The organism is Colwellia sp. MB02u-14 (assembly GCF_014076915.1).
GTDB lineage: Bacteria > Pseudomonadota > Gammaproteobacteria > Enterobacterales > Alteromonadaceae > Colwellia_A.
In genome coordinates, this window is sequence record NZ_JACGUX010000085.1 from 35,208 (window position 1) to 61,645 (window position 26,438).

28 protein-coding genes are annotated in these 26,438 nt (G+C 37.8%); 3 read left to right on the forward strand and 25 right to left on the reverse strand.

Annotated features, from left to right (window positions below):
• Positions 1-21 precede the first annotated feature (21 nt).
• From H4J52_RS15375 to H4J52_RS20295, 6 genes are all read right to left on the reverse strand, one after another.
• Positions 22-567, reverse strand: a complete 546-nt coding sequence (locus H4J52_RS15375; RefSeq protein ID WP_182180809.1) for a PEP-CTERM sorting domain-containing protein — start codon at positions 565-567, stop codon at positions 22-24.
• A gap of 207 nt (positions 568-774) precedes the next feature.
• Complete coding sequence (locus H4J52_RS15380; protein ID WP_182225112.1) at positions 775-1,245, reverse strand: pilus assembly PilX N-terminal domain-containing protein; 471 nt, start codon at positions 1,243-1,245, stop codon at positions 775-777.
• The gene (locus tag H4J52_RS15385) at positions 1,235-2,080 is read right to left on the reverse strand and encodes a PilW family protein (protein ID WP_182225114.1); all 846 of its coding nucleotides are present in this window, start codon (positions 2,078-2,080) and stop codon (positions 1,235-1,237) included. The genes H4J52_RS15380 and H4J52_RS15385 overlap by 11 nt, the downstream gene beginning before the upstream one ends.
• Positions 2,080-2,682 carry a prepilin-type N-terminal cleavage/methylation domain-containing protein gene (locus H4J52_RS15390; protein WP_182180815.1) on the reverse strand — a complete coding sequence of 201 codons (603 nt, stop codon included), beginning with the start codon at positions 2,680-2,682 and terminating at the stop codon, positions 2,080-2,082. The genes H4J52_RS15385 and H4J52_RS15390 overlap by 1 nt, the downstream gene beginning before the upstream one ends.
• Positions 2,672-3,148 carry a prepilin-type N-terminal cleavage/methylation domain-containing protein gene (locus tag H4J52_RS20290; protein ID WP_182180817.1) on the reverse strand — a complete coding sequence of 159 codons (477 nt, stop codon included), beginning with the start codon at positions 3,146-3,148 and terminating at the stop codon, positions 2,672-2,674. The genes H4J52_RS15390 and H4J52_RS20290 overlap by 11 nt, the downstream gene beginning before the upstream one ends.
• Positions 3,149-3,178: 30 nt before the next feature.
• Positions 3,179-3,712 (reverse strand): prepilin-type N-terminal cleavage/methylation domain-containing protein, encoded by a 534-nt coding sequence (locus H4J52_RS20295; protein ID WP_182180819.1) that lies wholly within the window; start codon positions 3,710-3,712, stop codon positions 3,179-3,181.
• 211 nt (positions 3,713-3,923) lie between these two features.
• Between H4J52_RS20295 and H4J52_RS15405 the strand changes: the two genes are divergently transcribed.
• On the forward strand, positions 3,924-5,555 hold the full coding sequence (locus H4J52_RS15405; RefSeq protein WP_182180821.1) for a PglL family O-oligosaccharyltransferase: 1,632 nt from the start codon (positions 3,924-3,926) through the stop codon (positions 5,553-5,555).
• Between the two features lie 69 nt (positions 5,556-5,624).
• Here the strand turns inward: H4J52_RS15405 and H4J52_RS20300 are convergent, their stop codons facing one another.
• From H4J52_RS20300 to H4J52_RS15465, 12 genes are all read right to left on the reverse strand, one after another.
• The gene (locus H4J52_RS20300; protein WP_182225116.1) at positions 5,625-6,083 is read right to left on the reverse strand and encodes a prepilin-type N-terminal cleavage/methylation domain-containing protein; all 459 of its coding nucleotides are present in this window, start codon (positions 6,081-6,083) and stop codon (positions 5,625-5,627) included.
• A 65-nt stretch (positions 6,084-6,148) separates the two neighbouring features.
• On the reverse strand, positions 6,149-6,757 hold the full coding sequence (locus tag H4J52_RS20305; protein ID WP_182182138.1) for a type II secretion system protein: 609 nt from the start codon (positions 6,755-6,757) through the stop codon (positions 6,149-6,151).
• Between the two features lie 138 nt (positions 6,758-6,895).
• Positions 6,896-7,432 (reverse strand): hypothetical protein, encoded by a 537-nt coding sequence (locus tag H4J52_RS15420; protein WP_182182139.1) that lies wholly within the window; start codon positions 7,430-7,432, stop codon positions 6,896-6,898.
• 117 nt (positions 7,433-7,549) lie between these two features.
• Positions 7,550-8,791 (reverse strand): type II secretion system F family protein, encoded by a 1,242-nt coding sequence (locus H4J52_RS15425; RefSeq protein ID WP_182225118.1) that lies wholly within the window; start codon positions 8,789-8,791, stop codon positions 7,550-7,552.
• A 14-nt stretch (positions 8,792-8,805) separates the two neighbouring features.
• Positions 8,806-10,521 (reverse strand): GspE/PulE family protein, encoded by a 1,716-nt coding sequence (locus H4J52_RS15430; protein ID WP_182182141.1) that lies wholly within the window; start codon positions 10,519-10,521, stop codon positions 8,806-8,808.
• A gap of 2 nt (positions 10,522-10,523) precedes the next feature.
• On the reverse strand, positions 10,524-11,636 hold the full coding sequence (locus tag H4J52_RS15435) for a lipopolysaccharide assembly protein LapB (protein WP_182225120.1): 1,113 nt from the start codon (positions 11,634-11,636) through the stop codon (positions 10,524-10,526).
• Positions 11,633-12,541, reverse strand: a complete 909-nt coding sequence (locus H4J52_RS15440; RefSeq protein WP_182182143.1) for an ExeA family protein — start codon at positions 12,539-12,541, stop codon at positions 11,633-11,635. The genes H4J52_RS15435 and H4J52_RS15440 overlap by 4 nt, the downstream gene beginning before the upstream one ends.
• A gap of 12 nt (positions 12,542-12,553) precedes the next feature.
• A complete protein-coding gene (gene mshL, locus H4J52_RS15445) occupies positions 12,554-14,251 on the reverse strand; it encodes a pilus (MSHA type) biogenesis protein MshL (protein ID WP_182182350.1) in 1,698 nt (565 codons plus the stop codon).
• A gap of 14 nt (positions 14,252-14,265) precedes the next feature.
• A complete protein-coding gene (locus tag H4J52_RS15450) occupies positions 14,266-14,607 on the reverse strand; it encodes a hypothetical protein (protein ID WP_182182144.1) in 342 nt (113 codons plus the stop codon).
• On the reverse strand, positions 14,600-15,292 hold the full coding sequence (locus H4J52_RS15455; protein WP_182182145.1) for a hypothetical protein: 693 nt from the start codon (positions 15,290-15,292) through the stop codon (positions 14,600-14,602). Before H4J52_RS15455 ends, H4J52_RS15450 begins: the two co-directional genes overlap by 8 nt.
• Complete coding sequence (locus H4J52_RS15460; RefSeq protein WP_182182146.1) at positions 15,285-15,890, reverse strand: PilN domain-containing protein; 606 nt, start codon at positions 15,888-15,890, stop codon at positions 15,285-15,287. Before H4J52_RS15460 ends, H4J52_RS15455 begins: the two co-directional genes overlap by 8 nt.
• On the reverse strand, positions 15,890-16,795 hold the full coding sequence (locus H4J52_RS15465; protein WP_182182147.1) for a hypothetical protein: 906 nt from the start codon (positions 16,793-16,795) through the stop codon (positions 15,890-15,892). The genes H4J52_RS15460 and H4J52_RS15465 overlap by 1 nt, the downstream gene beginning before the upstream one ends.
• A 114-nt stretch (positions 16,796-16,909) precedes the next feature.
• On the opposite strand from H4J52_RS15465, the gene H4J52_RS15470 reads away from it, so the two are divergent.
• Positions 16,910-17,842, forward strand: coding sequence for a 1-aminocyclopropane-1-carboxylate deaminase/D-cysteine desulfhydrase (locus tag H4J52_RS15470; protein WP_182182148.1), 933 nt, complete (start codon positions 16,910-16,912; stop codon positions 17,840-17,842).
• Between the two features lie 124 nt (positions 17,843-17,966).
• Here the strand turns inward: H4J52_RS15470 and rplI are convergent, their stop codons facing one another.
• The 7 genes from rplI to H4J52_RS15505 form a co-directional block, all read right to left on the reverse strand.
• Positions 17,967-18,419, reverse strand: coding sequence for a 50S ribosomal protein L9 (gene rplI / locus H4J52_RS15475; RefSeq protein ID WP_182182149.1), 453 nt, complete (start codon positions 18,417-18,419; stop codon positions 17,967-17,969).
• Positions 18,420-18,439: 20 nt separating this feature from the next.
• Positions 18,440-18,667, reverse strand: a complete 228-nt coding sequence (gene rpsR / locus H4J52_RS15480; protein ID WP_070375547.1) for a 30S ribosomal protein S18 — start codon at positions 18,665-18,667, stop codon at positions 18,440-18,442.
• Between the two features lie 58 nt (positions 18,668-18,725).
• On the reverse strand, positions 18,726-19,046 hold the full coding sequence (gene priB / locus H4J52_RS15485) for a primosomal replication protein N (protein WP_070375546.1): 321 nt from the start codon (positions 19,044-19,046) through the stop codon (positions 18,726-18,728).
• Between the two features lie 7 nt (positions 19,047-19,053).
• Positions 19,054-19,473: a 30S ribosomal protein S6 gene (gene rpsF / locus H4J52_RS15490; RefSeq protein ID WP_182182150.1), complete on the reverse strand. Its 420-nt coding sequence runs from the start codon at positions 19,471-19,473 to the stop codon at positions 19,054-19,056.
• 1,418 nt (positions 19,474-20,891) lie between these two features.
• Positions 20,892-21,647: a 23S rRNA (guanosine(2251)-2'-O)-methyltransferase RlmB gene (rlmB, locus tag H4J52_RS15495; protein ID WP_182182151.1), complete on the reverse strand. Its 756-nt coding sequence runs from the start codon at positions 21,645-21,647 to the stop codon at positions 20,892-20,894.
• 92 nt (positions 21,648-21,739) lie between these two features.
• Positions 21,740-24,127: a ribonuclease R gene (gene rnr / locus H4J52_RS15500; protein WP_404851987.1), complete on the reverse strand. Its 2,388-nt coding sequence runs from the start codon at positions 24,125-24,127 to the stop codon at positions 21,740-21,742.
• Positions 24,128-24,561: 434 nt separating this feature from the next.
• Positions 24,562-25,179 carry a tetratricopeptide repeat protein gene (locus H4J52_RS15505; RefSeq protein WP_182225122.1) on the reverse strand — a complete coding sequence of 206 codons (618 nt, stop codon included), beginning with the start codon at positions 25,177-25,179 and terminating at the stop codon, positions 24,562-24,564.
• Positions 25,180-25,380: 201 nt separating this feature from the next.
• Here H4J52_RS15505 and H4J52_RS20310 point away from each other — a divergent pair, with 201 nt between their 5' ends.
• Entirely contained in the window at positions 25,381-26,430 is a 1,050-nt protein-coding gene (locus H4J52_RS20310) for a DUF484 family protein (protein ID WP_310649625.1), read from the forward strand.
• Positions 26,431-26,438 lie beyond the last annotated feature (8 nt).

Consider the following 26,438-nt stretch of genomic DNA (forward strand, 5'->3'; position numbering starts at 1 on the left):
TTGAATTTTCTTTACTTAACCTCAGCGTGATTTAATAGCGCGCTTTCTCAGAGATAAAGCAATTAGTGCGATAGCAAAAATCATAAGGGTAGATGGTTCAGGTACTTGAGCTGTCGGTCTGTCAGCAATATTACGTACGTAGAAAGTGTCATTTATTTCGTTAGTATAGCCATCAGCACCTTTAACACCTACTTTGATGTTAAAATCAGCGATATCAACATGAACAAAATTTGAATTCCAATATGCTACTGATTGAATTATTTGTCCATTACGTTGAAAATCGCTCAACGTTAGTTCTGCAAACAGTTGCTTTATATTAGTGTCAATAATCGCCATCCAGCCAATATGTACTGTAGGGTTTTCAAATATATTATCTACCCATTCACCCGTAGTGGGGTCTATATCAGAAAAATTTGTTGTGCTGATAGGTGCAGCCCAGGTCCAATCGTAACCTTTATATGTGATATATGTATCACTGGTCAGTTCAGTGGTAATGTAACCCGCAAAAGATGCACTAGAGAAAAGCAGGGAAAACGTTAAAATTAATTTAAGCGTATATTTTATCATTATAAAACCTCAATTAATGAAAAACTACAATGGTACGAATCACCAGATATCACATCATATGCATATACCGTACCAGTATTAAATTAGCTACTATAAACAATACAATGGAGTGTATTGTTTTTTATTTTAAAGTACAACTGTAAAAAAAACCAACACTATATTTATTAACATATAGTGTATAAAATTAAAGGGGATTTAAGTAAAATTTTACAAACTCCGTGCTTCTACCTCAATTATCCTCGACGTAGCTTCCCCGTCAATACCGCACGAGCCAATACTTGTAACCGTATAATAACGAACACCATCATGAAGAAAGTCATTACATCCGATAGGACCTATTATATTGCATCCTTTTAAACCTGATGTATTATTAATTACAGGAGGGACATGGCTGACATCACTACATTTTTTTGTCGAGCTAGTGCCTAAACCAACAGGAAATAATTGTGCTAATTGCCACTGAACTCCTGTTTGTGCTGCTGTATACGCACGGGTTCCTAACACTTCAAACGCAACATTTTGCTGGCTTGATGCCATCATTTTAACCAAAGCTGCTCCCAGAAGGGACAAAACAACAATAATAAATATAGCGATGACTAATGAACTACCTTGATGTTTATTAGGCGTACGTAAATGGTAAAATGACGTTAATATTATTACCTGCTTATTATGGAACATTAGGCACCTGTATTTCATGACTAAAAATAATGTTTTCTCGATTTATAAAGAAATGTAACTGAATTAACACTAGTGCATTACGTCTTAATGTTACATCAACAACATTAAAGGGTGATACTGTATTCCCAAGGTTTTCAGCCATTAGGCTCCAATTATTCTCAACGCCATTATTACTGCGTATCGGCGTATTATCTACAATGGAGTTTGTATAGTTTTTGTATCGATAAAGTTCATCATTCTCAAGACAGAATGCAACCGCTGGCTCTATAAAATAAATGCGGCTCGTTGGAGAATCGGCCCTAAAATGTATAGGATTAGCAGGGTTACCTAACGTTAATACTACTGCTGGCGAACTGTCATTAAGTTCATTTCTATTTAGCAAAGGGGAAAGTGAATCAAAGTCATGAATAACACCATTGTTATTATCATAAATATCATCGGTATTAAGTGCATACACCGCAATTTTTGAACTATTATCGACAAGTGCACTCTTAAACGGCACTAATGTTATCGTATTTGACGTTGGCTCAGGCAATACAGGGATATCTAGATAAATTGCACTCTGTGCAATCGGTATAAATTCTAAACATTTTTTTCCACTACCATTCACAACACGGACACTATTAGGTAAGGCGTTTCTTACTTCTCGATTTAACCGTTCAATAACAAAACGTGCTGTTGACGTTATCTCTTCACGATCCACTGCATCAGTATAACTTTTTGTACCAAACTGAATAAAACTCGTTGTGCTAACAGCCAACACGCCTAAAATTATGATTACCGTAACTAACTCCACTAAAGTAAAACCCTTTTCCTTAGCCGATAATATGCGCATTAGAAATTAGCCTTATAAGCAGAAAAGACAAAATCAAAACCTTGAGGTGTAGTTACCGTGACCGTTATTAGTTTAGCTGTGAAATTGGTCGTAATTGAATTTCCGTCTGGATTACCGTCGTAGTCACCGTCATTAACAACGGTGACATTAAGTTGATAACCTATGTAAATATCATTTCCTGTTGATTCCCCAAGTGAATTCTCGATAACAACGAGTCCTTGGTAGTCATCTACGTCGTCATAGAATTCACGATCATCAGACTCTTCATTTTGTAAGATTGTTGAACAGGTATTTTCACCATCAATAAGTTTAATTTCGCCATCGTTATTGATGTCGTCACCGCAACGATAGAACCCTCCCGACATATCAGAATTTTCATCAAACGCTTTACCTAAGATTTCGTTAATCATCGACTGGCCTAATTCAGCTGCCCTTATTTGGTGAACTTGCTCGGCACTTTGATTAGATAATGGATAAATTAATGTCGTTAAAATAGAAAAGGCGATAGATAATACGACAATACCAATAATGCTTTCTATTAAGGTAAAACCCTTTTGCAAAGGTGAAACAGAATTTAAGGGTAAGCGTTGATCAAAGGGCATGAATATAACCCTCTGCTTCAATGGAAACCTTCAGTTCCTGATCACCAGAGATGCTAATCTCACAAGGCTGGTTACAACCTTGTGGGCGCCCCAAACTATCAAAAGAAAAGGTAAGTCCTATAGGGCTAAAGGTAACATTATCGTTATTATCGATGACAACTAAAGTAGCTTTTTTCTCCATATATGCAGGGGGAGTGTCACAAGTTACCTTACCAAGTTTATCTGCGCTGATCATTATCTGGTGGCAAGAGTCATTAACTTGTTGCATAGCACGGGTTTGTATTAAGCGTAGTTTAGCAATAACATCGGTTCGATATGCATATTCAGTAAAACCATTTGAAGTGAAAAATTTAGGGACTACCGTTGCCGAAAGAATACCTAATATGATGATAACAATGACTAACTCAATCAGAGTAAAACCACGATGATATTTTCTAAGTACATATGTTCTCGATTTGTCGTTCATCAATGTATTTCCTTACTCTGCCTTTAAACGCTAAATACACTTATTAATAACATATTGTGGCGGGCTATTAGCGTCTACGGCTCTTACATAATAAACGATACACGGATCTGTTGTTCTGATTGGAGCTGTCGTGTCATCGCGATAGATGGCAACCACTCGTCCGGTGGTTCCACCGAGTCCTCGATATTTAAAATTTTCACCTAAATTAAGCAGCCGTTGCCACTCACCGACGTTTGCTAACGGGTAGCCAAAGTTAAGGGATAGTTCTCCGTCATTAGCTAAACCGCCACCATCATCAATGTTAACGGTGCCTATCGCCAAGCTATGATTACCCTTAACCAACGACTTACTATGAATAAGTGCAGCAGCACTTTGCATTGCTGCTTTAACACCTTGCAATGTTGCTGTTTGTGCATCTGCTTTTAAGTTAATAAATTTCGGAAGTGCTGTCGCGGCTAAAATACCAAGAATCACAATAACGACGACGAGTTCAATCAGCGTAAAACCTTTAGTCGCTTTATTTGATTGCTTAAATGTAGCCGAAGACTTCGTTAATACCTTCATTTTATTTAAAATTCCATCTTACTTAATCTCTACAGCATATCGTATTTTTTCATAAAAACATATCTTGTAATCTACAAATAATTCTATGATAAGATATTGTAAATACAAGTGAAGCACTCTATTCTTTGATATCTATTTTTTAAATATTTTGACTCTATTGACTCTTTTCCCCTATTTTCGATTTTTACTTATCTCATATTTCTGCTTTGCCATGCATGTTGTACTGGAAACCCCCGGTGGCACAGGCTTGTATTTATCATTCAATGTCTTTGGTTGGCTAATTGCTACCATTCTTATTTCTTTAGGACTTTGGCAAATAACCCTTAATAAGAAAGTCGTGACCAGTAGCTTACAACTTTATAGTCTATTAGGCTTTTTATGTTTATGCGTTCCGATGTTTTATGGCAGTGAATTTAGCGACCATGCTATTCCTCGCTTACTCGGCTTAGCCGGTGGCTTGCTACTGTTATTTTGTTTGTATCAATTTGATGAATTAAGAAAAAACCCACAACAGGTTTTGTGGTGGATATTAATAGCTATTGCAATACAAGCTTGCTTTGGTTTAGTGCAATATTTTATTTTAGAAACCAGTGATTGGGCGGGCTATAAGCCTGGCATTAGCCGTCCGCACGGCAGTTTTCTACAACCTAATGTTATGGCCAGCTTTATGGCTACAGGTATAGCAATTGCCTTATATTTGTCCGTTACTTCAAAAAAATTCTCTGTTAATAAATATCAACAAGCACTTTGTTACTTTTGCTTATTCTCAGCTACTTTCTTAGTAGTGGTTTTGCAGTCAAGAACTGGACATTTAACGACTCTTTTAGTCCTGGCTTTTATTAGCCCTTATTTATACTTTAAGCATAAAAAACAGCTAGGAATTAATTTAGCAATAATTTTCGTAGCTTTTGCCATGTCTATAATCAGCTTTAACAACAGTGAGATATTTAACCGCGGAGAAGAAAACTATCAAAAGGCAGGTGCTCGGCCACATACTTACTTAATTACCACACAGATGATTAAAGACCACCCCTTAAAAGGTGCAGGTTATGGTCTTTATGAGCGCGTTTTTCTTGATACCTATAATCGTTATGTTATTGAACATCCTGAAATTGGTGCTGCACAACAACGAATGGCACACCCGCACAACGAAGTTTTATATTGGGTAAGTGAAGGTGGCGTTATTGCGTTATTAGGAATGATTTTTTTCGTTGTCGCCTATATGAAAAGTTGGCTAAAAATAAATAATAAGCTCGCCAAGCGATTAACCATTTTAGGATTAATCACCCCATTACTGCTGCACAGCCAATTAGAGTTCCCCTTTTATAGCTCAGTAAGCCACTGGTTTGTTTTTATTATCTTACTCTGGTTTACTGATATGCACAGTAACAGTGATAAGTCTGAGTCTAGATTAGATAATTTTTTTTTATTACGTTTTTTATCTATATTATTTCCTATCATTTTTCTACCTTTCTTAATAACTACCTTACACACTGGCAACATTGTTGTTGAACATGAAAAACATGGTTATCAAAATATTGAGCGGTTGTTAGATATTGAAAACCCTATCGCTTGGCAAAGTAGGCTAGATAAAAACATTTATGGGCATACATTAGTCGCTGGGTTGCGAGAGAAAAGCCCTCAAGCTTTACAACGATATATTAATTGGGGACTTGGCCGTGTTAGACATGCTCCAAGAAAGAGTATTTATTCAAATATATTGTTGTGCTTAGGTATTTTGAAACAGGAAGTTGCATATCAGAGAGTTTTAAAAGAAGCTAAATTAACATATCCGCTTGTTGAAGATTGGGGAATAAATATTGTAAAGTCTAAAGATGATTAGTCTATTAATAAACATCTAATAATAAAAAACCGAGCAATGCTCGGTTTTTTATTGCACTAGAACTTAGATCTAACAGCCACCAGTTGTTGCCTCAACAGTCGGGCGTGTTTCTGCATTGGTTGCTGTATTATTATATGTAGCAATACAAGTACTAGTAGTTGTTGCATCATCATGCTGAAAAGTACCTGGTGAAGTAGATACTTCAGATAAACCTCCATCGATATCAATTAAATCAGCAATTGATGCATTTGTTGGCCAGCCAAAATTTAAAAGAATGTTTGAAGAACCAACACTGATCGCTTGACCTGCTGATTCCGCACTAATTTTACCCGCAATTAATGCTTTAGCATGTGCTAGATCAGCGGCAGAATTTAATGCACCTTTAACTCCCTCTATTACTGATGTCTTAGCATCGCCTGTCAAATCAATAAACTTAGGTGCAGCAGTCGCGGCTAAAATACCCAAAATAACAATCACGATGACTAATTCTATTAGTGTAAAACCTGCTTGTTTTTGTAATTTTTTCATAATTTACCTTTTTATAATTTATAGTTTATAGCTTTAAAGTTTTTTATTTATGTGTCTATTTAAGTTTAACTAGGGTTTACATTGATATTTATCGCTACCGTGCTATTTGCTGGCGAGTAGGTAAAGTTATTCCCTTTCGTTATTAATGTGCCTGGGTCTGCATAGCCACCAGCAACATTTTTATCTAATGTTTCTTTTAGATAATAAATACAGTAAGGGTTATTAGCATTGGTTGTATTGGTTGCGGCGATATAATTAACCGATACAGCAATAGTTCCTGAGTATTGAGCAATAGTAGGAGGTTGCTGAAAAAGGCTATTCCAAACAGAAATACAATTAACCGCTGCAATAGATGCTGTTGCAGTAGTGCCTAGTACATAACCTGGTCTGATGTTATTAACCGTGTCTTCGACTGTCAGATATAATGTAACACCATCGTAATTCACAAAGTTTTTTGGTGGCACTGCGCCATCATTATTTCTGCCTTCAGCTTCCCATTGTGCTCGTGCTAAAGAAATACCTGTGGCAAAGCCGCCCGCCATACCTTCAATATTGGCTTGCTTAGCTTGATCAGTTAAGTCAAGAAACTTAGGTATAGCAGTAACAGCTAAGAACCCTAAAATAACAACAACGATAACCAGTTCTATTAATGTAAAACCTGACTGCTTCTTCATAACAACCTCTATTTTTTTTTACCAGTACATTCACCGGCACTATTAATTGATTCTAACAACGATTTACTAATAAAGTCACTTACTTAGTGAGCTTTAATTACATTTTTTAACCTATACGTAAAAATAATTTTTTTTTCGCTACTCACGTACTTTGATTCTACTTACCTTGCCGTTACTCGGCTGGTATTCAAAATACTCACCACTTGGCAAACTATACTGACACGAACGATTTTTTTGTTGTGTCGCTGTATTTGTCTTTATATTTACCGATACAGCTGAAATAGGCTGCTTCATATAAACCATAGGCGTTGTTAGCACCTGTTGCCATATTTTACGACACTCATTTTGATTGCTTGTGCCATTTGCTAAAGCGACATCAATCCAACCCGCCTTATTAACTTCAATACGATTGGTGTCACTAGCACCATTTACGGTTGTCGTTTCTTTAATAATAACCCAACGCGGTTTATTATCCATAAACCATTGCGCATGAATACCCGTAACCCGTGCAGAAAAGGTATTGGCAACCGAATCAAAACCGACTCGAGATAAATGCGCTTCTTGTTTAAAGAAATAATAAATAAATGTCGCCATCAGTAAACCAATCATAGCCATTATGATCAGGTTCTCTGCCACAGACTTCCCTTTTTTAGCACTAACCTGTTGTAATGTCATATTCTTACTAATTAAGTACTTAAAAACATTATTATGTTTTTACTATGTAAACCCTGAAACGTGCTCAAAGTAACGATTGATATCTACAGTCATCAAGTGTGACTTTAACGGTTGATATTATTTACCTTTAAAAGCCGACATCATGTCCCACATTGGGGTAAAGATACCTAACGCGAGTACTAATACCATAGCAGCAACAATAGCGATCATAATAGGTTCAATACGAGCCGTTAATGTGCTGAGTTCGTAATCAACTTCACGCTCGTAGTAATCACCCACTTCTTCTAATAGCTCGTCTACACGGCCAGTTTCTTCTCCTACTGCAACCATTTGTAGGACGAGAGGCGTAAATAGTTTGCTGGCATTAGCTGAGCGCAATAAACTGTCACCACTTTCAATTCCACCACGCATCGCTAAAATTTTATCTCGCATGTAAGTGTTATCAACCGCATCAGACACTAAGGTTAACCCCGTGGTTAAAGGCACACCCGCTTTTAATACAATAGAAAAACTATGAGAAAAGCGTGACAAAATAGAACGTTCAATAATACCTCCTACTATAGGAAGTTTTGTTTTTAGTCGGTCCCATAAATACATACCTCGAACCGTTTTTAAATAATGTCTCAGGCCCAAAAAACCAAACACACAGGCCACCAGGAGATGAGGCCAATAATTTAAAAAGAAATTTGAACTCGCGATCAACATTTTTGTTGTGATAGGTAAATCAGCACCTAATTTTGCAAACATATTAGCAAACGTTGGAATAACAAATATATTTAAGATAATCATCGCAATGACTATCGCAACAAGCACAAAACTGGGATAACGTATCGCCGTTTTTATGCGTTTACGGGTGTCTTGTTCGCGTTCAAAATAACTGGCGAGTTTTAAGAAGGAACCATCAAGTTGACCCGTATTTTCGCCAACATGTACGAGTGAAATAAATAAAGGTGAAAAAATTTTGGGGTGTTTATTTAAGGCCGTCGAAAGCTCATACCCCCCCTCTAATTGACTAGAAACGTCAGTTAACGCAATTTTCAATTTATCTGATGTACTTGATTCCGCCATGCCATTAATAGCACGAAGTATTGGAACACCAGAGCGCACCAGTGCATACATTTGCCGACAAAAAACAATCAATTCATCGAGAGAGATAACAGAAAACCCCAGTAATTCACCAATATCAATATTAGCTAAATCTGTTGAGCCGCTCGCTTTCGTTGTAGATTGATTAATGGCAACGGGAATAATGCCTTGCCGCGACAACTGCTCAGCAACAGCATTAGCGTTTGCTGCTTCTATTGTACCTTTAACTTGCGAACCACTAAAGCTTCGGCCCACGTAACTAAATGTCGCCATAATTAACTCTACTCTTAGCCTTGAACATCAATAGTATCAACTAAACGAAGTACTTCTTCCACGCTAATAACCCCTTGTTTAGCATAACTAAATGCAGCTTGTGCTAAGGGTGTAAATGTTGGATTTGCTTTCGCTAATTCGGTAAACGCTTCTGGGTCATCACGTTTAAGCGCCGCCATCATAGGTTCATTCATTTCTAATAATTCAAAAACACCAATACGCCCTTTGTAGCCGCTGTACTGGCATGATTGACAGCCACGCCCTTTTTTATATGTCACGGTTGCTGCTTCATCACCAGCGAGATGGGTAAGCCACATCATTTCTTGGCTGTCTGGCGTGTGATCTTCACCGCAATGTTCACAAATTTTTCGTACTAAACGTTGAGCAATAACCGCCCGCAGTGAACTACCCACTAAAAAGCCTGCTGCGCCCATATCTATTAACCTTAACGCACTGGTGATAGCATCATTTGTATGCAGTGTTGACAACACTAAGTGACCGGTTAATGCACCTCGTAAGCCAATTTCTACTGTTTCATGATCACGCATTTCGCCCACCATGATAATATCAGGATCTTGTCGTAATGCTGTACGCAGTACTGTTGAAAAATTCAAATTTATTTTTGGCGCAACTTGTACCTGATTGATGCGGGGCAAACGATATTCAACAGGATCTTCTACGGTTATTATTTTTTTAGTTGATTGATTTAGTTCACTTAGTGCACCATACAACGTAGTTGTTTTACCGCTACCTGTAGGTCCTGTGACCAACACCATGCCGTGTGGCCGTGTAATTTGATGGCGTACCCGCGCGACTAAATCGGCTGGCATACCGGTTTGGTCAAGTGATAAAAGTCCGGCAGATTGATCAAGTAAACGCATAACGACTGACTCACCATGTTGTACTGGCATGGTAGACATACGAACGTCAATATTATGCCCTTTAATTTGAAGATTAAAACGGCCATCTTGTGGTAAGCGCTTCTCTGAAATATCCAGGCCTGCCATGAGCTTTAATCGGAGCACCATAGCTGAGGCAATTTTATTTTCTTTTAAAATGTTTTCTTGTAATACACCATCGATACGTTGACGGATACGGAGTAATTTCTCATCAGGTTCGATATGAATATCAGAGGCACGCATTTGCACGGCATCTTCAAAAACCGATTGTAATAATTTACCTACGGTTGCATCACCACTGTCATCTAAAAAGGTTGACGATAAATCGAAATCAGTTGTTTGTTCGTATTCTTCTTCTAACTGACTCGCAAACGACTCTATGTCTGCCGTGCGTCGATATAACGCATCGAAGGCTTGATAAAGCTGAGATTCCATAACGACAGCAAGGTTTAACTTTTTTGGGGCAAGCATTTGCTCTAGCTGATCAATACCACTTAAATCAGCAGGGTCACTCATACCGAGTAACACACTGCCACCTTGATCTTCAATGATCAAAGCACGTAAACGACGCGCATGAACTTCAGGCAACAATAACGCGACTTCGCTTTGAATGAAGCGCTGACTAATATCTAAAAAAGGTACGTTAAGTTGCTGTGCAAGGAACTCTTGTAATTGACGCTCGCCTATATAACCAAGCTCAATTAAAGTATCCCCTAATTTTCGCCCAGTAGATTTTTGGCTATTGAGTGCCTGCATTAGCTGCTCATTAGTAATAATATGTTCATGTACTAATAAATCGCCAAGGCGCATCTTTAATTTAGGTGCTGCCATAATTATTCTCCCAACTCGGTAATACGCTGACGGGCAAAATTTTCAGCGCTTCCAGATAACCCGTTCTTATTTAATGCGGTTTTGTACGCAAAACTCGCTTGCTCAAATTCACTATTACTATCTAAAGCGACACCCAAGCCTAACCACCAACGGCTAGAGGAAGGCTCAATGCTGACTAAAATTTGATACGCCTCTGCGGAAAACGAGAATTCATTAAGCTGCTGAGCCATTGTTGCTCGTAAACTCTGGTACTCAACATTAATAACGTCATTAACATTAGGTATATTGTTTAAAGTGGTAAATGCCTGTCGTATTCTGTTCTTTTTTAAATAAATTCGGGCTTTCATCAGACGAAATTCACTATCGTTAGGTGATAAATTAATACCTTGTGAAAGTAAATTTAATGCATCTGAATAAGCTTGACGTCCAAACCATAATGCCGCTAATTGCTTTCTTGCGCTTTTATGCTCAGGTATAACCAATAACACATCTTCAAATAAACTTTCTGCCTTAGCAATATCCTTGTTAGCCAGGGCCTGTTCAGCGCGTATTAATTTTTGTTTGGCTAATGCATCTGGTGAGAGTTCTTTCCGCGATATTTTTAACGTTGACTTAGTTACTGGCAAAGACGTTAATGTAACAGGTGCTTGCAGATTATTTGAAGAAGAAGTTGCCGTGCTCATTGTTGCCAAAGGCACCTCAATTTTACTGATATTGTCTTGGGTAAGCTTATTTATTGGTGGAATAATTTGAGCTATATCAGCTTTATTCTGCTGAGTTTTTAGCAAGCCTGTAGTTATGTTGCTATTGTTAGCCTGATTTGTACTTTCATTTTTAACCACATGAGCACTATTATCTAATTTGCTATTTTTTAATACTGGTTTTTGACTGTGATTAATTTCTAACGCTTTTGACACCTTTAATGCTTGGTTTTCAACATACATTTGCCAAATAAAAATTCCACCCGTATTTAATAAAACAATGACAATTAAGCTGATAAAAATAATTTTTTTATTCGAAGAAGGAGAATCAACGGGTACGGTAAAATGACTCGTTCCTCCTTGGTCAGCTTGACGCTGGTCTAAATCTTTTAGCATTTGATTAATTACGCTCAAGCGATCACTCCATAATTTTTCAAAACATAAGCAATTAATACTGTAGAAAGAAGCACACCCGCAATACTTAAGTACACTTTAAGGTAACTTACTTGCCTTGTAGCTTCAGTATCTTCTATTGCAGCGGTTAAATGCTTATTAGTTATCTGATACTGCCCTTGTCCATAACTTAACATCAACATTTTATGACAGAGTACATTAACTAAGCGTGGGATCCCCATACTCACTTTCGCCACTCTCTTCGATAAAGCGCTATTAAATAAAGTAGCGCCTTTATAGCCTGCTACTTGCATACGGTGCTGAATGTAGCGTTGTACTTCAAGTGCGGTCATTGCACGTAATTTATAAGAAAAAGTAATGCGCTGCTTCAGTTGTCTAAACCTAGTTGTGGCTAAGCGTTCATCTAATTCTGGCTGAGCAAATAACACGACTTGCAAAAGTTTACGCGTTTCTGTTTCTAAATTCGTAAATAACCGTAAAGCCTCAAGACTTTCTTCCGGTAAAGCTTGTGCTTCGTCAAGTATGAGTACAACCGAATGCCCTGCTGAATGCAGTTCTAATAATCGCTGTTGAATACGTTGAGTCAGTAATTGAGCAGACATACGCTGTGCTTGTTTCACCCCCAATTCAACCGCTACTGCACGGCGTAGTTCGTCAGGCTTCAAGTAAGGATTGGGAATATAAGCAGTAACGAAGTGCTCGGGTATTTCATTAAGCAATTTTCGGCAAAGGAGGGTTTTGCCCGTACCTACTTCACCAATCACTTTAATAAAGCCTTCACCCGCTTTCAGAGCAGTTAGTAATACTGCTAAGGCTTCATTGTGCGGCTCTAACCCTACATAAAATGCAGTATTAGGCGTTAACGTAAACGGAAGTTCCGTTAAGCCAAAATGGTAAAGATACATAAATACTGACTATTATTGATCATTGCTTGAATCATTAGACTTACCTTTTTCACTTTGAGAAAAATCATTCTCTTCAGGGAACCAGTGCTTTAACAGCGAACGTGCATCTTGTAGTTGGTTTTTCCAAGTATCTTGGCCAACAACAATAGGTTTGAGCATAATAACCAGTTCTTTTTTCTGAGTGGTTTCGCTTTTACTTTTAAATAACTCACCCATAAATGGAATATCACCTAAGAAAGGTGTTTTAGATTCTAACTCAACTTTTCGTGTTTCGATTAAACCACCAATAACAACTATTTCACCTGATTTAGCGCGAATAATAGTATCTGACTCTCGTACGCTACTTTTTGCAAGTGGTAAAATGATTTCTTCATTACCCAATTTAATTACTTTGGTTTGTTCGTCCGTTGAAGTAACAGAAGGATGAACATGAAGAATAACCTCACCATTACCATCAATTTGTGGCGTAACATCTAAAGCTATCCCTGAGAAAAAGGGCGTTAAGTTAATCTCTGGTGTCGTTGTTGTAGAAGTACCGGTTGTCGTTGTACTTGAAACCTCGGTAACATAATACTCATCGCCACCAACCTTAATGACTGCTTTTTGGTTGTTAGTTGCGGTAATTCTTGGACTTGACAGTACTTGCACATTGCCTTGTGTTGACAATAAATCAATAACACCTGAAAAATCTTTATTACTAATAGACAGACTACTTGTACCGCCAATAGCATTGGAAATAAAGTTACCCGCAATAGCACCCGTCGTTGAAAAAGCTAAATCAGTACTGCCAATACTTCCTAAGACTTGGTCCCACTTAATACCTTGCTGGTAATCATCATTAAGCGTAACTTCCATTATTTTAGCTTCAATAATAACTTGACGACGTAAATGGGTTTGCGTTTCATTAATGAAATCTTTAATGACTTTTATTTCTTCAGGTAAAGCGCGTACAGTGACTAAACCTGCTTGTGGAGAAACAAATACGGAACGCCCTTCCTCAGTACCAACAAGTACGGTTAAGTTTTCCTGTAGTTCAGTCCAAAAATCAGATTTAGTCTCGGTATAAATATTGATACCGCTACTTCCTTGCTGAGTGTTTTGACTATTACCATTTGAACTACCTGAGTTATTAGAATTGCTGGTTGAATTATTATTGCTATTGTTTTGATCGTTTTCTGACACACCACCAGAGTTAATACTGGTGCTCGACATACCTGAGCGCTTGACGAACAAGTAGTTGAGGGGGATCGTTTCTGTGCGAATACCCGCTGGATAAACTTGTATAACTTTGCCATTGCGACGAATTTCATAGCCGTAAACTTCTTCGACCACATCAAGTACTTCGTTAAGCGTATTATTTTTCAAATTTAGGGTAATAGTTCCTGTTACATCAGGATGAACAGCAACGCTGTAAGATGACTCATCAACTAAGGCCGCAAAAAACTCTTGAGCGCTAACATCGCTTGCTGCAATTTCTAAACGTTTCTCTGCTAATAAACCCTCTCGCGCTTGGCTTATATTACGCTGCATTAATTCTTGCTGAATAGCATTAGGGACTTGTGTTAACGCCTTCGGTGCAGGTTTGCTAGATTCTTCAATGGCTTTGTCTAGCGCATCAATCATTTCTGTCGGTTTATTAGGTGCCGTTTGACAACCCAGTAACGCTAAAATTAATGTGAAAGAATAAATCTTTCTTTGGGTATTTTTCATTTGATCATATCTTTTCATTTTGATTTAACCACGACACTAGAAAAAACACTAAGCTTTAAGCGTTTTTCTGCTGAACGTAAGACTACGCTGGTGTTATTCACCGCTACTAATTCATATTGGTGAATAAAGTCACCGACTTTTAACACTTGGCCGTTAATAACCACCGTATGTACTTCGAAACCATGAATAATACTTTCTAATATTAATTCGGCTTTTTTTGCTGCTTCTGCTGAGGTCTTCGATGAAAACCCCGAACCCGAGAGCGGTTTTGTGGGGTCAATGTCTTGAGCATCGCCCTCAAAGGGGATAAGCAAAAGGACAAAAAACAGCGGACCAAAAGTTAAGTTTTTAAACACCGATAAACTCCTGTTTAGTACTTAAGCTATACATTTCTATTTCTAATTCACTGATTGGATATTCTTTAAGTTGGTAATTAAACTCTTGCCAGAAAAACTTCCACGATAATGCCTCAAGCTGGGTTAGATAATCACGTAATTGGAAGTAGCTACCACTTAATTTAATTTTTATTGCATGACGATAGAGTACCAACTCTTGCTGATTAGTCTCATATTGAGTAACGTTATTACCACCAGCTTTAACAACTTTAGTTGAACTATTTATAGGTTGCGCCGCAATCACTTGAAATGATTGCAAAGAAACACCTTTTTGTGTGTGCAGTAACTTAATTAACGCATAACGCATTTGAACCGGATCAATTAAGTCTGAAGTCAATTTTAATAGATTTACATCAACATTTCTTACTCTTTCTTTGTATTGCAAAATTTGTCTGTTGAGTGCTAAATTAGGGTCTTGCAACAGGCCTTCTTCCATTAAGTCGATAGACGTTTTAGCCGTACGATTACTGCTACTAAGTTGCACAATTTGCTGTTCAAACGTCGCCATTTTCACGCCATTATCATCAATAAAAAAACTATAAATAATAAAAATTATTGCAATGAGTCCGGTCAGTAACACCATATATTGTTCACGAGGTGTAATGGAGACATATTTTTCACAATACCCTTGCCATTGTTTACTCATTAGCGCCCCCGGCATTTGGTTTAGAGCTAACGACAAACTCAGTAAGTTTTTGTTCGTTTTCGTTTAAAGAAAAATTGATAAATGATTTACCTGATAAAAATTTTGACCTTTCAAATTTAGCTAACCAGGCGGGTACCGCTTCAGGTGTTCGCGCTAAACCAGAGAAAGTTAAGTCTTTATAGGTAATATTAACATGCTGTAAACTAATATCTTTGTGATGCATTAAAGACAATTCAGTCATTGATGATGCAAAGCCTGCAACTGATGTATGGGTTGGATCCGTTAGCTCACCCAGTAATACATTTTTGTTTTTCAATAAATGTTTCAGTATCGCAAGCTCTTCAATCACTTTAGCGTCAGCCCGATTAGCGGTTAACTGATTTTCAAGTTGAACAAGTAAATTGTCTTGATTCGCTTTTATCTCAGTGAGTGTTAGGCGCTCAGCGCTTAATTTTTTCACCTGATAATGATTAAAGAAAGCCCAAAACAACATGAAGATAAAGACCAAAGACCAAAGCATAACGACACGGGGTAATGTCACTAACGCTTTTTTAGGCAGTAAGCCTGTTTGCAGTAAATTAATTGAATTTTTTGCCATTAGCTGATTGGCTCCATATGATTCAATTGCGTAGCTCCTAGGGTTGCAGCAAATTCTCGGGCATGATGAAACCCCTCAGGCATCGTGAGTAAATTTACAGCTACATTGGTGTTTTCAGAAAGTTTACGCGCTAATACAGCCTCATTAGCTATAGGTACAATAACTTCAATAGAACGTATTGGTGCTTGCTTTAGTTGGCGTTCAAAATAATCGGTTGAGCGTTGAATTTCTAGGTTTAAATTATCAACAATACCCAATGATAACTCTTCTTCTGTTTTGTTGGCAATTTGAGCAAAACCACGTAAACGACGTGAGAAAAACACTTTCCCTTGTTTAATAATCAACAGAATTATTTCTTCATTGGGTTGCTGGCAAACCATTAAGCACGCATCGTCTTGTACGGCGAGTAAACTGGCAAAAGCAAATTCCTCAGTGGTAATCGACTTTAAGATTAAACCATCATGATTAAGCGGTTCAATCAAGGTTAAGATTTCTTTTTTAGAAGCACAAACTACATTTATTTTTTCATTTCCACCGGAAAGCGTTGGACCATTAAAATAATCAAGTATCATATCTTCTGGAGAATAATTAACAAGGTCTTTTATTTGCCATTTTAGTGCGTCATTTAATTCACTTTCAGGAATATTAGGTTTATCAACTTGCACGATTTGTGTTTGCGATGAAGCGAGCACTAGATGACATTGTCCATGCAACTGATACTTTTCTTGTTGAATTTTTATCTGTTGAGGGTGTTCTGCCAATGGAGAATTAATTTGCTGAAACTGAGGTTCACCTTGCTCGGGACGAGAGAAAAAGGCAAAAGATTGCTGGCGTAAGCTTACACCTAACAAGTTTGTAGACTCAATTTTTGAGAAAATATTATTTATTTTTGTAATAAGTGACATTTATCAATATTATTATTTATAGTCAAATCTCTAAAATCATTATCCCCTATTCCATTCAAGGCGCAAGTTTTTTATCGAATAGTTACATTTAAGTAAAGAATAACATTACCTTTTATGAAAATAGAATCAAAATTACAGGCAATTTCACACCCCTTATTTGAAAGGCATAAGATCGCTGTTTCAATAAAACGCGACGACGCTATACACCCTGTTATCTCTGGTAATAAATGGCGAAAGTTAAAATTTAATTTACATTATGCTAAGTCACATCACTATGCTGGTGTGCTTAGTTTTGGTGGTAGTTTTTCTAATCATATCCATGCTCTGGCATTCTCCTGCCAACAACAAGGGCTAAAGTGTATTGGTATTATTCGCGGTGAAAAGGAATACGCGAGTAACTTCACCTTATCAATGGCACAGCAATGGGGGATGGAACTACACTTTGTTGATAGAAAAACTTATCGATTACGTGAAAATAAAGATTACTTAGCTGAATTACAACAAGCATACCCTGACTACCTCATAGTACCTGAGGGTGGGAGTAATGAATTAGCGTTAACTGGCGTTGGTGAAATAATAACTGAATTAAACCAACAAGGTGAATTTGATACTTTACTGACACCGGTAGGCAGTGGCGGCACATTAGCGGGGCTCATACAAGCAGACAATAATCAGCATAACCTTTTAGGTATTTCGGTACTAAAACAAGACGGTTATTTAAACGAACAAGTAAATGAATTACTCGTAGATTCATCAAATTATAGTAACTGGAAAATAATGTCTCAATTTCACTGTGGCGGCTATGCTAAATTTAGTGAAGAAGATATCAAAAAAATACAAAATTTTAACCAACAAACTGGCTTTACTTTTGAACCGGTATATTCAGGTAAAATGATTTTGGCGCTAATGAACTTAATTGAACAGCATTACTTTCCTCAAGGACATCGTATCGTTTTGCTACATACAGGAGGATTACAAGGCATTGGTGGGTTGATAGAACGAGGCTTACTTGATGCTGAGCATTGGTTAATTCCAACTTTTAAATAATATTTGGCTCACACCATTGGCTTTTATAATGATGCATTTCAGATTATTCTTTTTTAGATAAAAAAATACCGCTATTCTTAAAAAGAAATAGCGGTATTTTATCAGTTTAACTTAGCGAACTAAATTAAGCTTCAGCGATAACGATAACTTTGATGCTAGTGTCAACATCATTGTGTAAGTGAATAGCGATATCGAATTCACCCGTTTCACGGATTGTGCCTAAAGGCATGCGTACTTGAGCTTTCGCTACTTCAACGCCTGCTTCAGTAATTGCATCAGCAATATCTTTAGTACCAATAGAACCGAATAATTTACCTTCGTCACCCGCAGATGATGCGATAGTGATTTCAGCCAATTCAACGATTTTAGCAGCTTTAGCTTCAGCAGCTTTTAAAGTTGCCGCTAATGAAGATTCAATTTCAGCACGACGTGCTTCAAAATGTTCAACGTTAGCTTCAGATGCAAATACTGCTTTACCTTGAGGTAATAAGAAATTACGTGCATAACCAGATTTAACTGATACCTTGTCACCAAGGCCGCCTAATTTGGCGATTTTATCAAGAAGTATTACTTCCATTTTCAAAACCCCTTTTTAGGTTACTTATGTAAATCAGTATATGGTAATAACGCTAAGTAACGAGCACGCTTGATCGCACGACCAAGTTGACGTTGATATTTAGCAGCTGTACCAGTAATACGGCTAGGAACGATTTTACCACTTTCAGTGATATAGTTTTTCAGTGTAGCAATATCTTTATAATCGATAGAGGTAGCACCTTCCGCGGTGAAGCGGCAGAACTTACGACGTCTAAAAAAACGAGACATGGATTTCTCCTAATATGGTGTATTTATTTGGCTGACTTAACAAACCAATAAAAACACCTTAATTAATCATTTCAATATGTTGAGCATGTAAGACAAGAAGAGGGTTACCATTTCTTGATTCATGACGGTTAATAAAACCAGTCACTTTAAGCTTACTGCCCGCAATTAAATCACGAGTTAAGTTTTGTGACAGTTCACCTGTTGCTACAACCTGTATCCGGACAAATGCTTGTCGATTCATGCCAGCTTCATTTTGTATGGACTTGTGGTCCATTGAAAACTGACAATGCTGAATACCTGCTGGGCTTGTTGATTTTTTCGGTGGTTTTACCACTTCACCAACCAACACAAGGCAATTCTCATAAAGAGAGTTTGTCACGAGTTACTTATTCGCTCGCAGCTTCTTCTGTAGTTTCAGTAGCAACTGGTGCTTCTGTAACAGCTGGAGCTTCTTGCTTAACTTCGCGGCGATCGTCGCGACGTTCTTCTTTAGCAGCTGCCATTGCTGACGCTTCAGTTACTGCAGTTTTAGTGCGCATGATCATGTTACGGATAACAACATCATTGTAACGGAAAGCTGTTTCAAGCTCATCAATAACTGTTTGTGGCGCTTCAATGTTTAATAAAACATAGTGTGCTTTGTGCAATTTATTGATTGGGTATGCTAATTGGCGACGGCCCCAGTCTTCAAGACGGTGGACTTTGCCTTCAGCAGCATTGATCAAGTCAGTATAACGCTGGATCATGCCAGGTACTTGTTCACTCTGATCAGGGTGAACCATAAATACGATTTCGTAATGACGCATTACGAGCTCCTTACGGTTGTAGCCTCATTAGCTGGCTCAGCCAAACACCAGAAAGAGGCAAGGAACAAAAGTTCGGGCTGAATTAAGGTCGCGAAGTGTAGTAAAAACAAGCAACGAAAGCAAGATAAATATAAGTATATAGAGTAATAAAGAAATAGTGCCCGTGAGGTTGAGTCAAACTGATGTTAATCGATATAATTAAGACTTAGTTTTTATACTATCGAGGAAACAAGTTTGATGTAGAAATTCTGCACATTACATCGCCACTTCGGTGAATAGATAACCATTCACATAACCCTCAAGTTAAACCTGGTCGATAGCCACTACGCCTATTTTTTTCATGTCACTCATAAATTCATTACATATACTTAAAATACAACTCGAGGTTCAGGCATAACTTCAGTGAAAAGCACCCGACTTTGCTGCATATTCTGAGGGAGAGGTCATGACTTGAAAGAAAAGATGCGGCAGTAAAAGAAAGCGTAAATTCTTGTTCGGCAGCTATATTAACTAACTCGGCAAACCGTTCATACTTACCAACAAAAGCGGTTGCTTCTACATTTTTATCTTTTAGTACGCTAACATAAGCACAATATCTTTAATATTACGTCGATAACAGGTAATAACAACCGGTTCAGTACCATATTTTTTTCATAATATTGATATAGCCTTTTTCAACCGTAACACCTAAGGCATCAGCCTGTATCAACAAACCTATTTTAGTAATCTTTTCTTCTTTAACTAGATACTGAATTTGCGCATCAACTTATTAATAATAACTGGCTCTTAAATGAGATATATTTTCTGTAACGAGTTCACGTAAAAATTAGCGCCTGTAAATGGCATGAGAAAAGGCAAGCGTTTATTTTCAATAAAAGGCGAAACTACGGCAGTTGTTGGTGTTTACTACATAGTTTAAAAGCGCAAAAATACTATCGTCATTTAAAAAAACGGAATATTCTTGAGAGTTTTGAAAGGTTCGTAACCATCATCAAGACTTTTCAAATAGACTGGACGACCCTCAGTCCACCTGCATTGTTAGTTTTATCAAAATAAACGTAGGCACCTTGGGTAAACGTGTGCCTAGTTCACCCGCAAAGCCAGACAATGCACTTGAGCTGGCAAAAATGAGCGGGGGGTACCACCTTATTCCCTGCAATACGGTAAAAAGGTTAAGCAACTAATGGTGAGGCTAAAAAATCATAAATAAATAAGCCACAAGTAACATAACTCCGCTAAACATTTTTTTAGTGAGCTTTTTTACAGGTAAACAACTCACTGTCTTGTTTTCTGTTTCATTACCTGATGCAGTCATACTGAAATGTACCTTGATTATATTACACTTTTCATCATAGTATATTTTGTACGACCGCAGCATTTTTTGTACATTAATACAGTTTAAAAAACGCCCTACAACATTATGAACGGCGTTGACGTACTATCTCAAACAAACAGATACCTGATGCTACCGATACATTTAAGCTTGAAATACTACCAGCCATAGGTAACTTGACCAACTGATCGCAAGTTTCACGCGTTAAACGGCGCATGCCTTTGCCTTCAGCGCCCATGACCAAGGCCATAGGACCACTTAATTTTTCATCATATAAACAATGTTCTGTTTCACCAGCAGTACCAATTATCCAAACACCATTATCTTGAAGCTGCTTCATTGTTCGCACTAAATTAGTGACTTGTACCAGAGGCACGGTTTCAGCTGCGCCAACAGCGACTTTACGTACGGTTGCTGTTAAGCGTGCGGCATTATCTTTTGGAACAATAATAGCCTGAACACCTGCAGCGTCAGCATTTCTTAAACATGCACCAAGGTTATGAGGATCGGTTACCCCATCTAAAATAAGCAGGAATGGCGCTTCATTTTTTTCTTTAGCTTGTGCAAGAATTCCCTCTATATCGTTTTCAGTATATGTTCTTCCTTGAGTAATTCGCGCTAATACTCCTTGATGTTGTTCGCCTTCACTTTTTTCATCAAGCACTTTACGACTAACCAACTGCATTGAAATGCCATACTTTTTTGACAAGTTGATGATGGTCATTAATCGCTCATCTTCACGCCCTTTCAGTAAAAAAAGCTCTATAAAGCGTTCTGGAGCACGTTTAATTAATTCATTAACTGCATGAATGCCAAATACTAATTCGTCTTGCTTCGCCATGGTTTTCTCTTTTCGATGTCTTCTTTAACTTGCTTACATTAAGCTTTACGTCTTTCAGGTCGACCTACATCATCACTGACAATATCGACCTGTTATTCGGTTGTTTTACGGGCATTTTTACCCGGACGTTTTTTTCGTGCAGTACGCTTTTTAGCTTTTGACTTTTCTGCTTTCTTGTCTTTTGGCTTTTTAGGCGCCCCTTTGTCGCCAGTTCCTTTCGGCTTATTAAAACCCTGATCAGCATTTTTTCTTAGCCCGGTGCTTTTGGCTTTCGATTTACCTTCAGGTTTACCACCATTCTTGGGCGCTTGTTCGCCCGACAAAACGAGATCTATTTTTTTCTCATCCAAGTTTACTGCGGCAACACTCACTTCTAAAACATCACCAATACGATATTTAGTGCCCGAACGTTCACCGCTCAAACACATGCGCACATCATCAAAGTGATAATAGTCATGCCCTAAAGAGGTTATATGAATTAAGCCTTCGATATGTAAATCGGTTAAGCGTACAAATAGACCAAAATTAGTAACGGTTGAAATAACACCGGTGAAAGTATCACCAACGTGATCTTGCATAAATTCGCATTTCAGCCAATCAGCAACATCGCGAGTCGCGTCATCAGCACGACGTTCGGTCATTGAACAATGTTCGCCTAGTTCAATAACTTCTTCGGGCGAATATTGATAAAATCCGGCGTTTGCTTCATTATTTTCGTTAGCGCTTTGTGCTTGCTTTGCCAGAATCGCTTTAATCACGCGATGAATAACCAGATCTGGATAACGACGAATTGGCGAAGTAAAATGACTATAAGACTCGAGTGCTAAACCAAAATGTCCTAAATTTTCACTTTGATAAACTGCTTGGCGCATTGAGCGCAGCAACATAGTTTGGATCAGCTCTTGATCTGGACGACCTTGAACATGGTTTAAAATATTAGCGTAATCAGCAGGTTCTGGTTGCTCTCGCGTTGGCAAAGATATGCCGAGTTCAGTTAAATAACTGACAAAGTTTTTGTACTTGTCTTCACTCGGTTTGTCATGAACACGGAATAGGCCCGGCATTTGGTGTTTTTCAACAAACTTTGCTGTTGCCACATTCGCTAAAACCATACATTCTTCAATGATTTTATGCGCATCGTTACGAATTAGTGGCACAATTGATTCTATTTTACGATCGCTATTAAACAAAAATAGAGATTCTGACGTTTCAAAGGCAATGGCACCACGATTAGTTCGCGAGGTCTTTAATGCTAAATACATTTGATATAAATTTTCTAAATCGCCGACTAATGGCTGATATTGTTCGCGCAACGCTGCCTTTTCGGTTGCGTCTTCACCCGATAGCATTGCTGCTACTTTACTATAGGTAAAACGCGCATGTGAGCGCATAACCGCAGAGTAGAACTTACTACCCGACAACTCACCTGACGCACTGATACTCATTTCACAAACCATACATAAACGGTCAACATCAGGGTTTAATGAACATAAACCGTTAGATAGTTTTTCCGGTAACATAGGAATAACTTGGCTCGGGAAATACACCGAATTACCACGAGATATAGCTTCATCATCAAGCGCTGTACCATTACGTACGTAGTAACTTACGTCGGCTATAGCCACCCATAAACGCCAGCCACCGGATTCTTCAGGCTGACAGTAAACAGCGTCATCAAAATCTCTGGCGTCTTCGCCATCTATAGTAACTAGCGGTAAGTCACGTAGATCAACTCGTGAAATTTTTGCTTCGTCTTCGACTTCGTCTGCTATTGTTGCAACTTCTTCAATAACGCTAGAAGACCATTCGTGCGGTAAATCATGCTCACGTAGAGCAATGTCAATTTCCATGCCTGGTGCTAAATGGTCACCTAAGACTTCAATCACTTCACCTACGGCATTATTGCGTTTTGATGGGCGATGCAGAACATTGACCACCACCATTTGTCCGTGGCGTGCACCAAGCTTACTTTCGGGTTCAATCAAAATATCTTGTTTAATACGCGCATCGTCTGGAACAATATAAGCGATACCATGTTCAACATAGAAACGGCCAACAATACCGGCTTTACGCGGTTCAATGACTTCAATTATTTTAATTTCTTGTCGGCCTTTGCGATCGGTACGATCCACTAAAATAGCACTAACAATATCACCATGGAATACCCGTTGCATTTCATGAGATGAAATATAAAAATCTTTGCCTGGCTTCTCACCTTTAGCAATGTCAGGTATAAAAAAGCCAAAACCATCACGATGACCGGTAACTTTACCCGTGATCAAACTATTTTTGGCAGGAATGACATATTGCTTAAGTTTATTAAAAACAAGCTGACCTGCATTTTCCATAGCACGCAAACGTCGTTTTACGCCAACATGATGCGTTTCATCATGATAATTCAAAGCTTTGCATATCGCTTTAAAATTAAGTGGCACAGCAGAGTTTTCTATTATTGATAATAGTAATTCTCGACTCGCCACTGGATTGTCGTATTTTTGTGCTTCGCGTTTTTGATGAGGATCTTTCAGGGGATAAACTCGATTAATGTGTTAATACAGCAATTATATACCTATACCCGTTACCATTCAAAGCGTTGGTTATCAATGTGAATTAAAAACGCTATAAGGAAAGTAATAAGTCCAGAGAATGATTGTTCAATTTTTAAATTAAGTAACGCCATATAATGGGTTTTGAGTCCTATCATAGTACCTTTTGAGCAGAAAAATGACACCATTATCCGTATAAAATCAAAAAGCTAACTTTTATCAATCACTAAAAATGTGCATAACTATTTATAAGGGAACACCTTTATAACTAAGATGGGCTTGCCAAGCACCCTTCTGTCTGCATATTGAGTACTAGCGGGAATTAACAAAGTGATGTTATGCAAAAAACACATCGATACACTAAAAATTTAGAATTTACCTTTTTTGGCTGCGTTGACAATATGTTCAGGCATTTTATTCGCCAAACCTGTTAATAGTTGTGCAATTTGTTTATGCATTTTTTTATCACTTGTTACGGAATCATGAAGTTGGGCATATAGTTCAGGGTAATCCAACGGACTCCCATAACCTTGCGCATAAATGTCAGCCAAACGAATTTGTGCTCTTAAATTATTAACGGCTGATGCCTCTTTGAGGAAAAATACCGCCTTTTCAATATCTATCTGCATAAACTTGCCGGTGTGGTAATAGCGACCTAATTGCTCTAAAGCTTCGGGCAACGCTTGGTCGGCCGCATTTTTCATAAAATGAAGTCCAAGCGGGACATTTTTTTTGACGCAGACACCGTAAGCAAGCATATCACCCCAAAGAAATTGATATGACGGGTATTTAGACTTTGTTGCTCGTGCTTCAATATCTTGCACAAGCTGACAATCATCCAGCACAACCCGACCTAAGTGCTTGTTTTCTTTAATCAAACTTAAAAGTTGATTATCAGTGTAAATTTGAACAGCCTCTAGCCTCTGCCCGTAGCAGGTCTTACTGACAAAAAATAACAAAGCTGAAATTAATAATATAACTCGCATAAATTACAATCCAAAAATTCAAAAATTCAAAAATTTCATAAGTATTAGTTTATCGGCTGAAAATAAAAAAGGTTAAGTGATAAAAATGACAATTTTTTGTGTCAAAAAATGTAATTTTTCAATAATAACAAAAAGCAATATTGCTACCATTGCTGACATAACTCTGCTCTTGCACAATGGTTTAGAAAAGAACACAATCAAATTAATCTAATAAAACAAGAAATAATTATGTCTGAATTAGAAATTGAGCAATTAATTGCCAACTCTAAAGCTAATGAAACCATCGCTCTGAAACTGTTTGAAATAGAAAAGGAAGTCCTTGCAAGTAAGTCATGTGAAGAACTTCTCCAGCGCTTATTGAACTCGGTAAAACAAAAATTCAATATCACTTCTATTACTTTACTTTTAGTTGAACCAACAGCTATTAGCTACTTGTTTAATGAACAGTTACAATCAAATTGGCAACATCGACACAGTACCAAAATATCTTTAGCGCAACTGCAAGCTTTTCACCATGATAACAAACCTTTCCTGACTAATGAATTAGACAACTTACCTTCAGTAATCCCCAGTGACTTGCTCATTCAATCACAGTCTCTTGCGCTAATACCATTAATATTAGAAGGACAACTGTTTGGTAGCTTATTATTTTCTGATAGCGATAAAAACCGTTTTAGTAATAAATTAGGCACCTTTCATTTAGAACAACTAGGGACTAAAGTTAGTTTATGTTTATCGAATGTTTTAATTCGGGAACAACTTGAATATATGGCGCATTATGATCGATTAACCGGTGTAGCTAATCGTCGGTTAATGGAGGTTTGTATTTCTGAAGAGTTGCTACGCCAGCATAGATACGGTGTACCCTTCTCATTATTATTTATAGATTGTGACAAGTTTAAACGAGTCAATGATCAACATGGCCATGATTGTGGTGATAAAGTACTGTCATATGTCGCGACAACCTTGCAACGTTTAATCAGAGAAAATGACCGCTGTTTTCGTTACGCAGGTGACGAATTTGTTGTGGTATTAGCAAACCAAAGTCAACAAGAAGCGAAGCTGGCTGCTCAACGTTTAAGTCAATTTTTTATCAATAACCCCATGCCATATCAAAACATAGCTTTACCAATAACGATTACTTGTGGTGTAGCAGCAAGTGATGGAAAGCGATCAATGGCCGAACTATTAAAAGAGGCTGATATACATTTATATCAGCTCAAGAATGATAGAGAGCAGGCATTAATTTAACGAGTTAA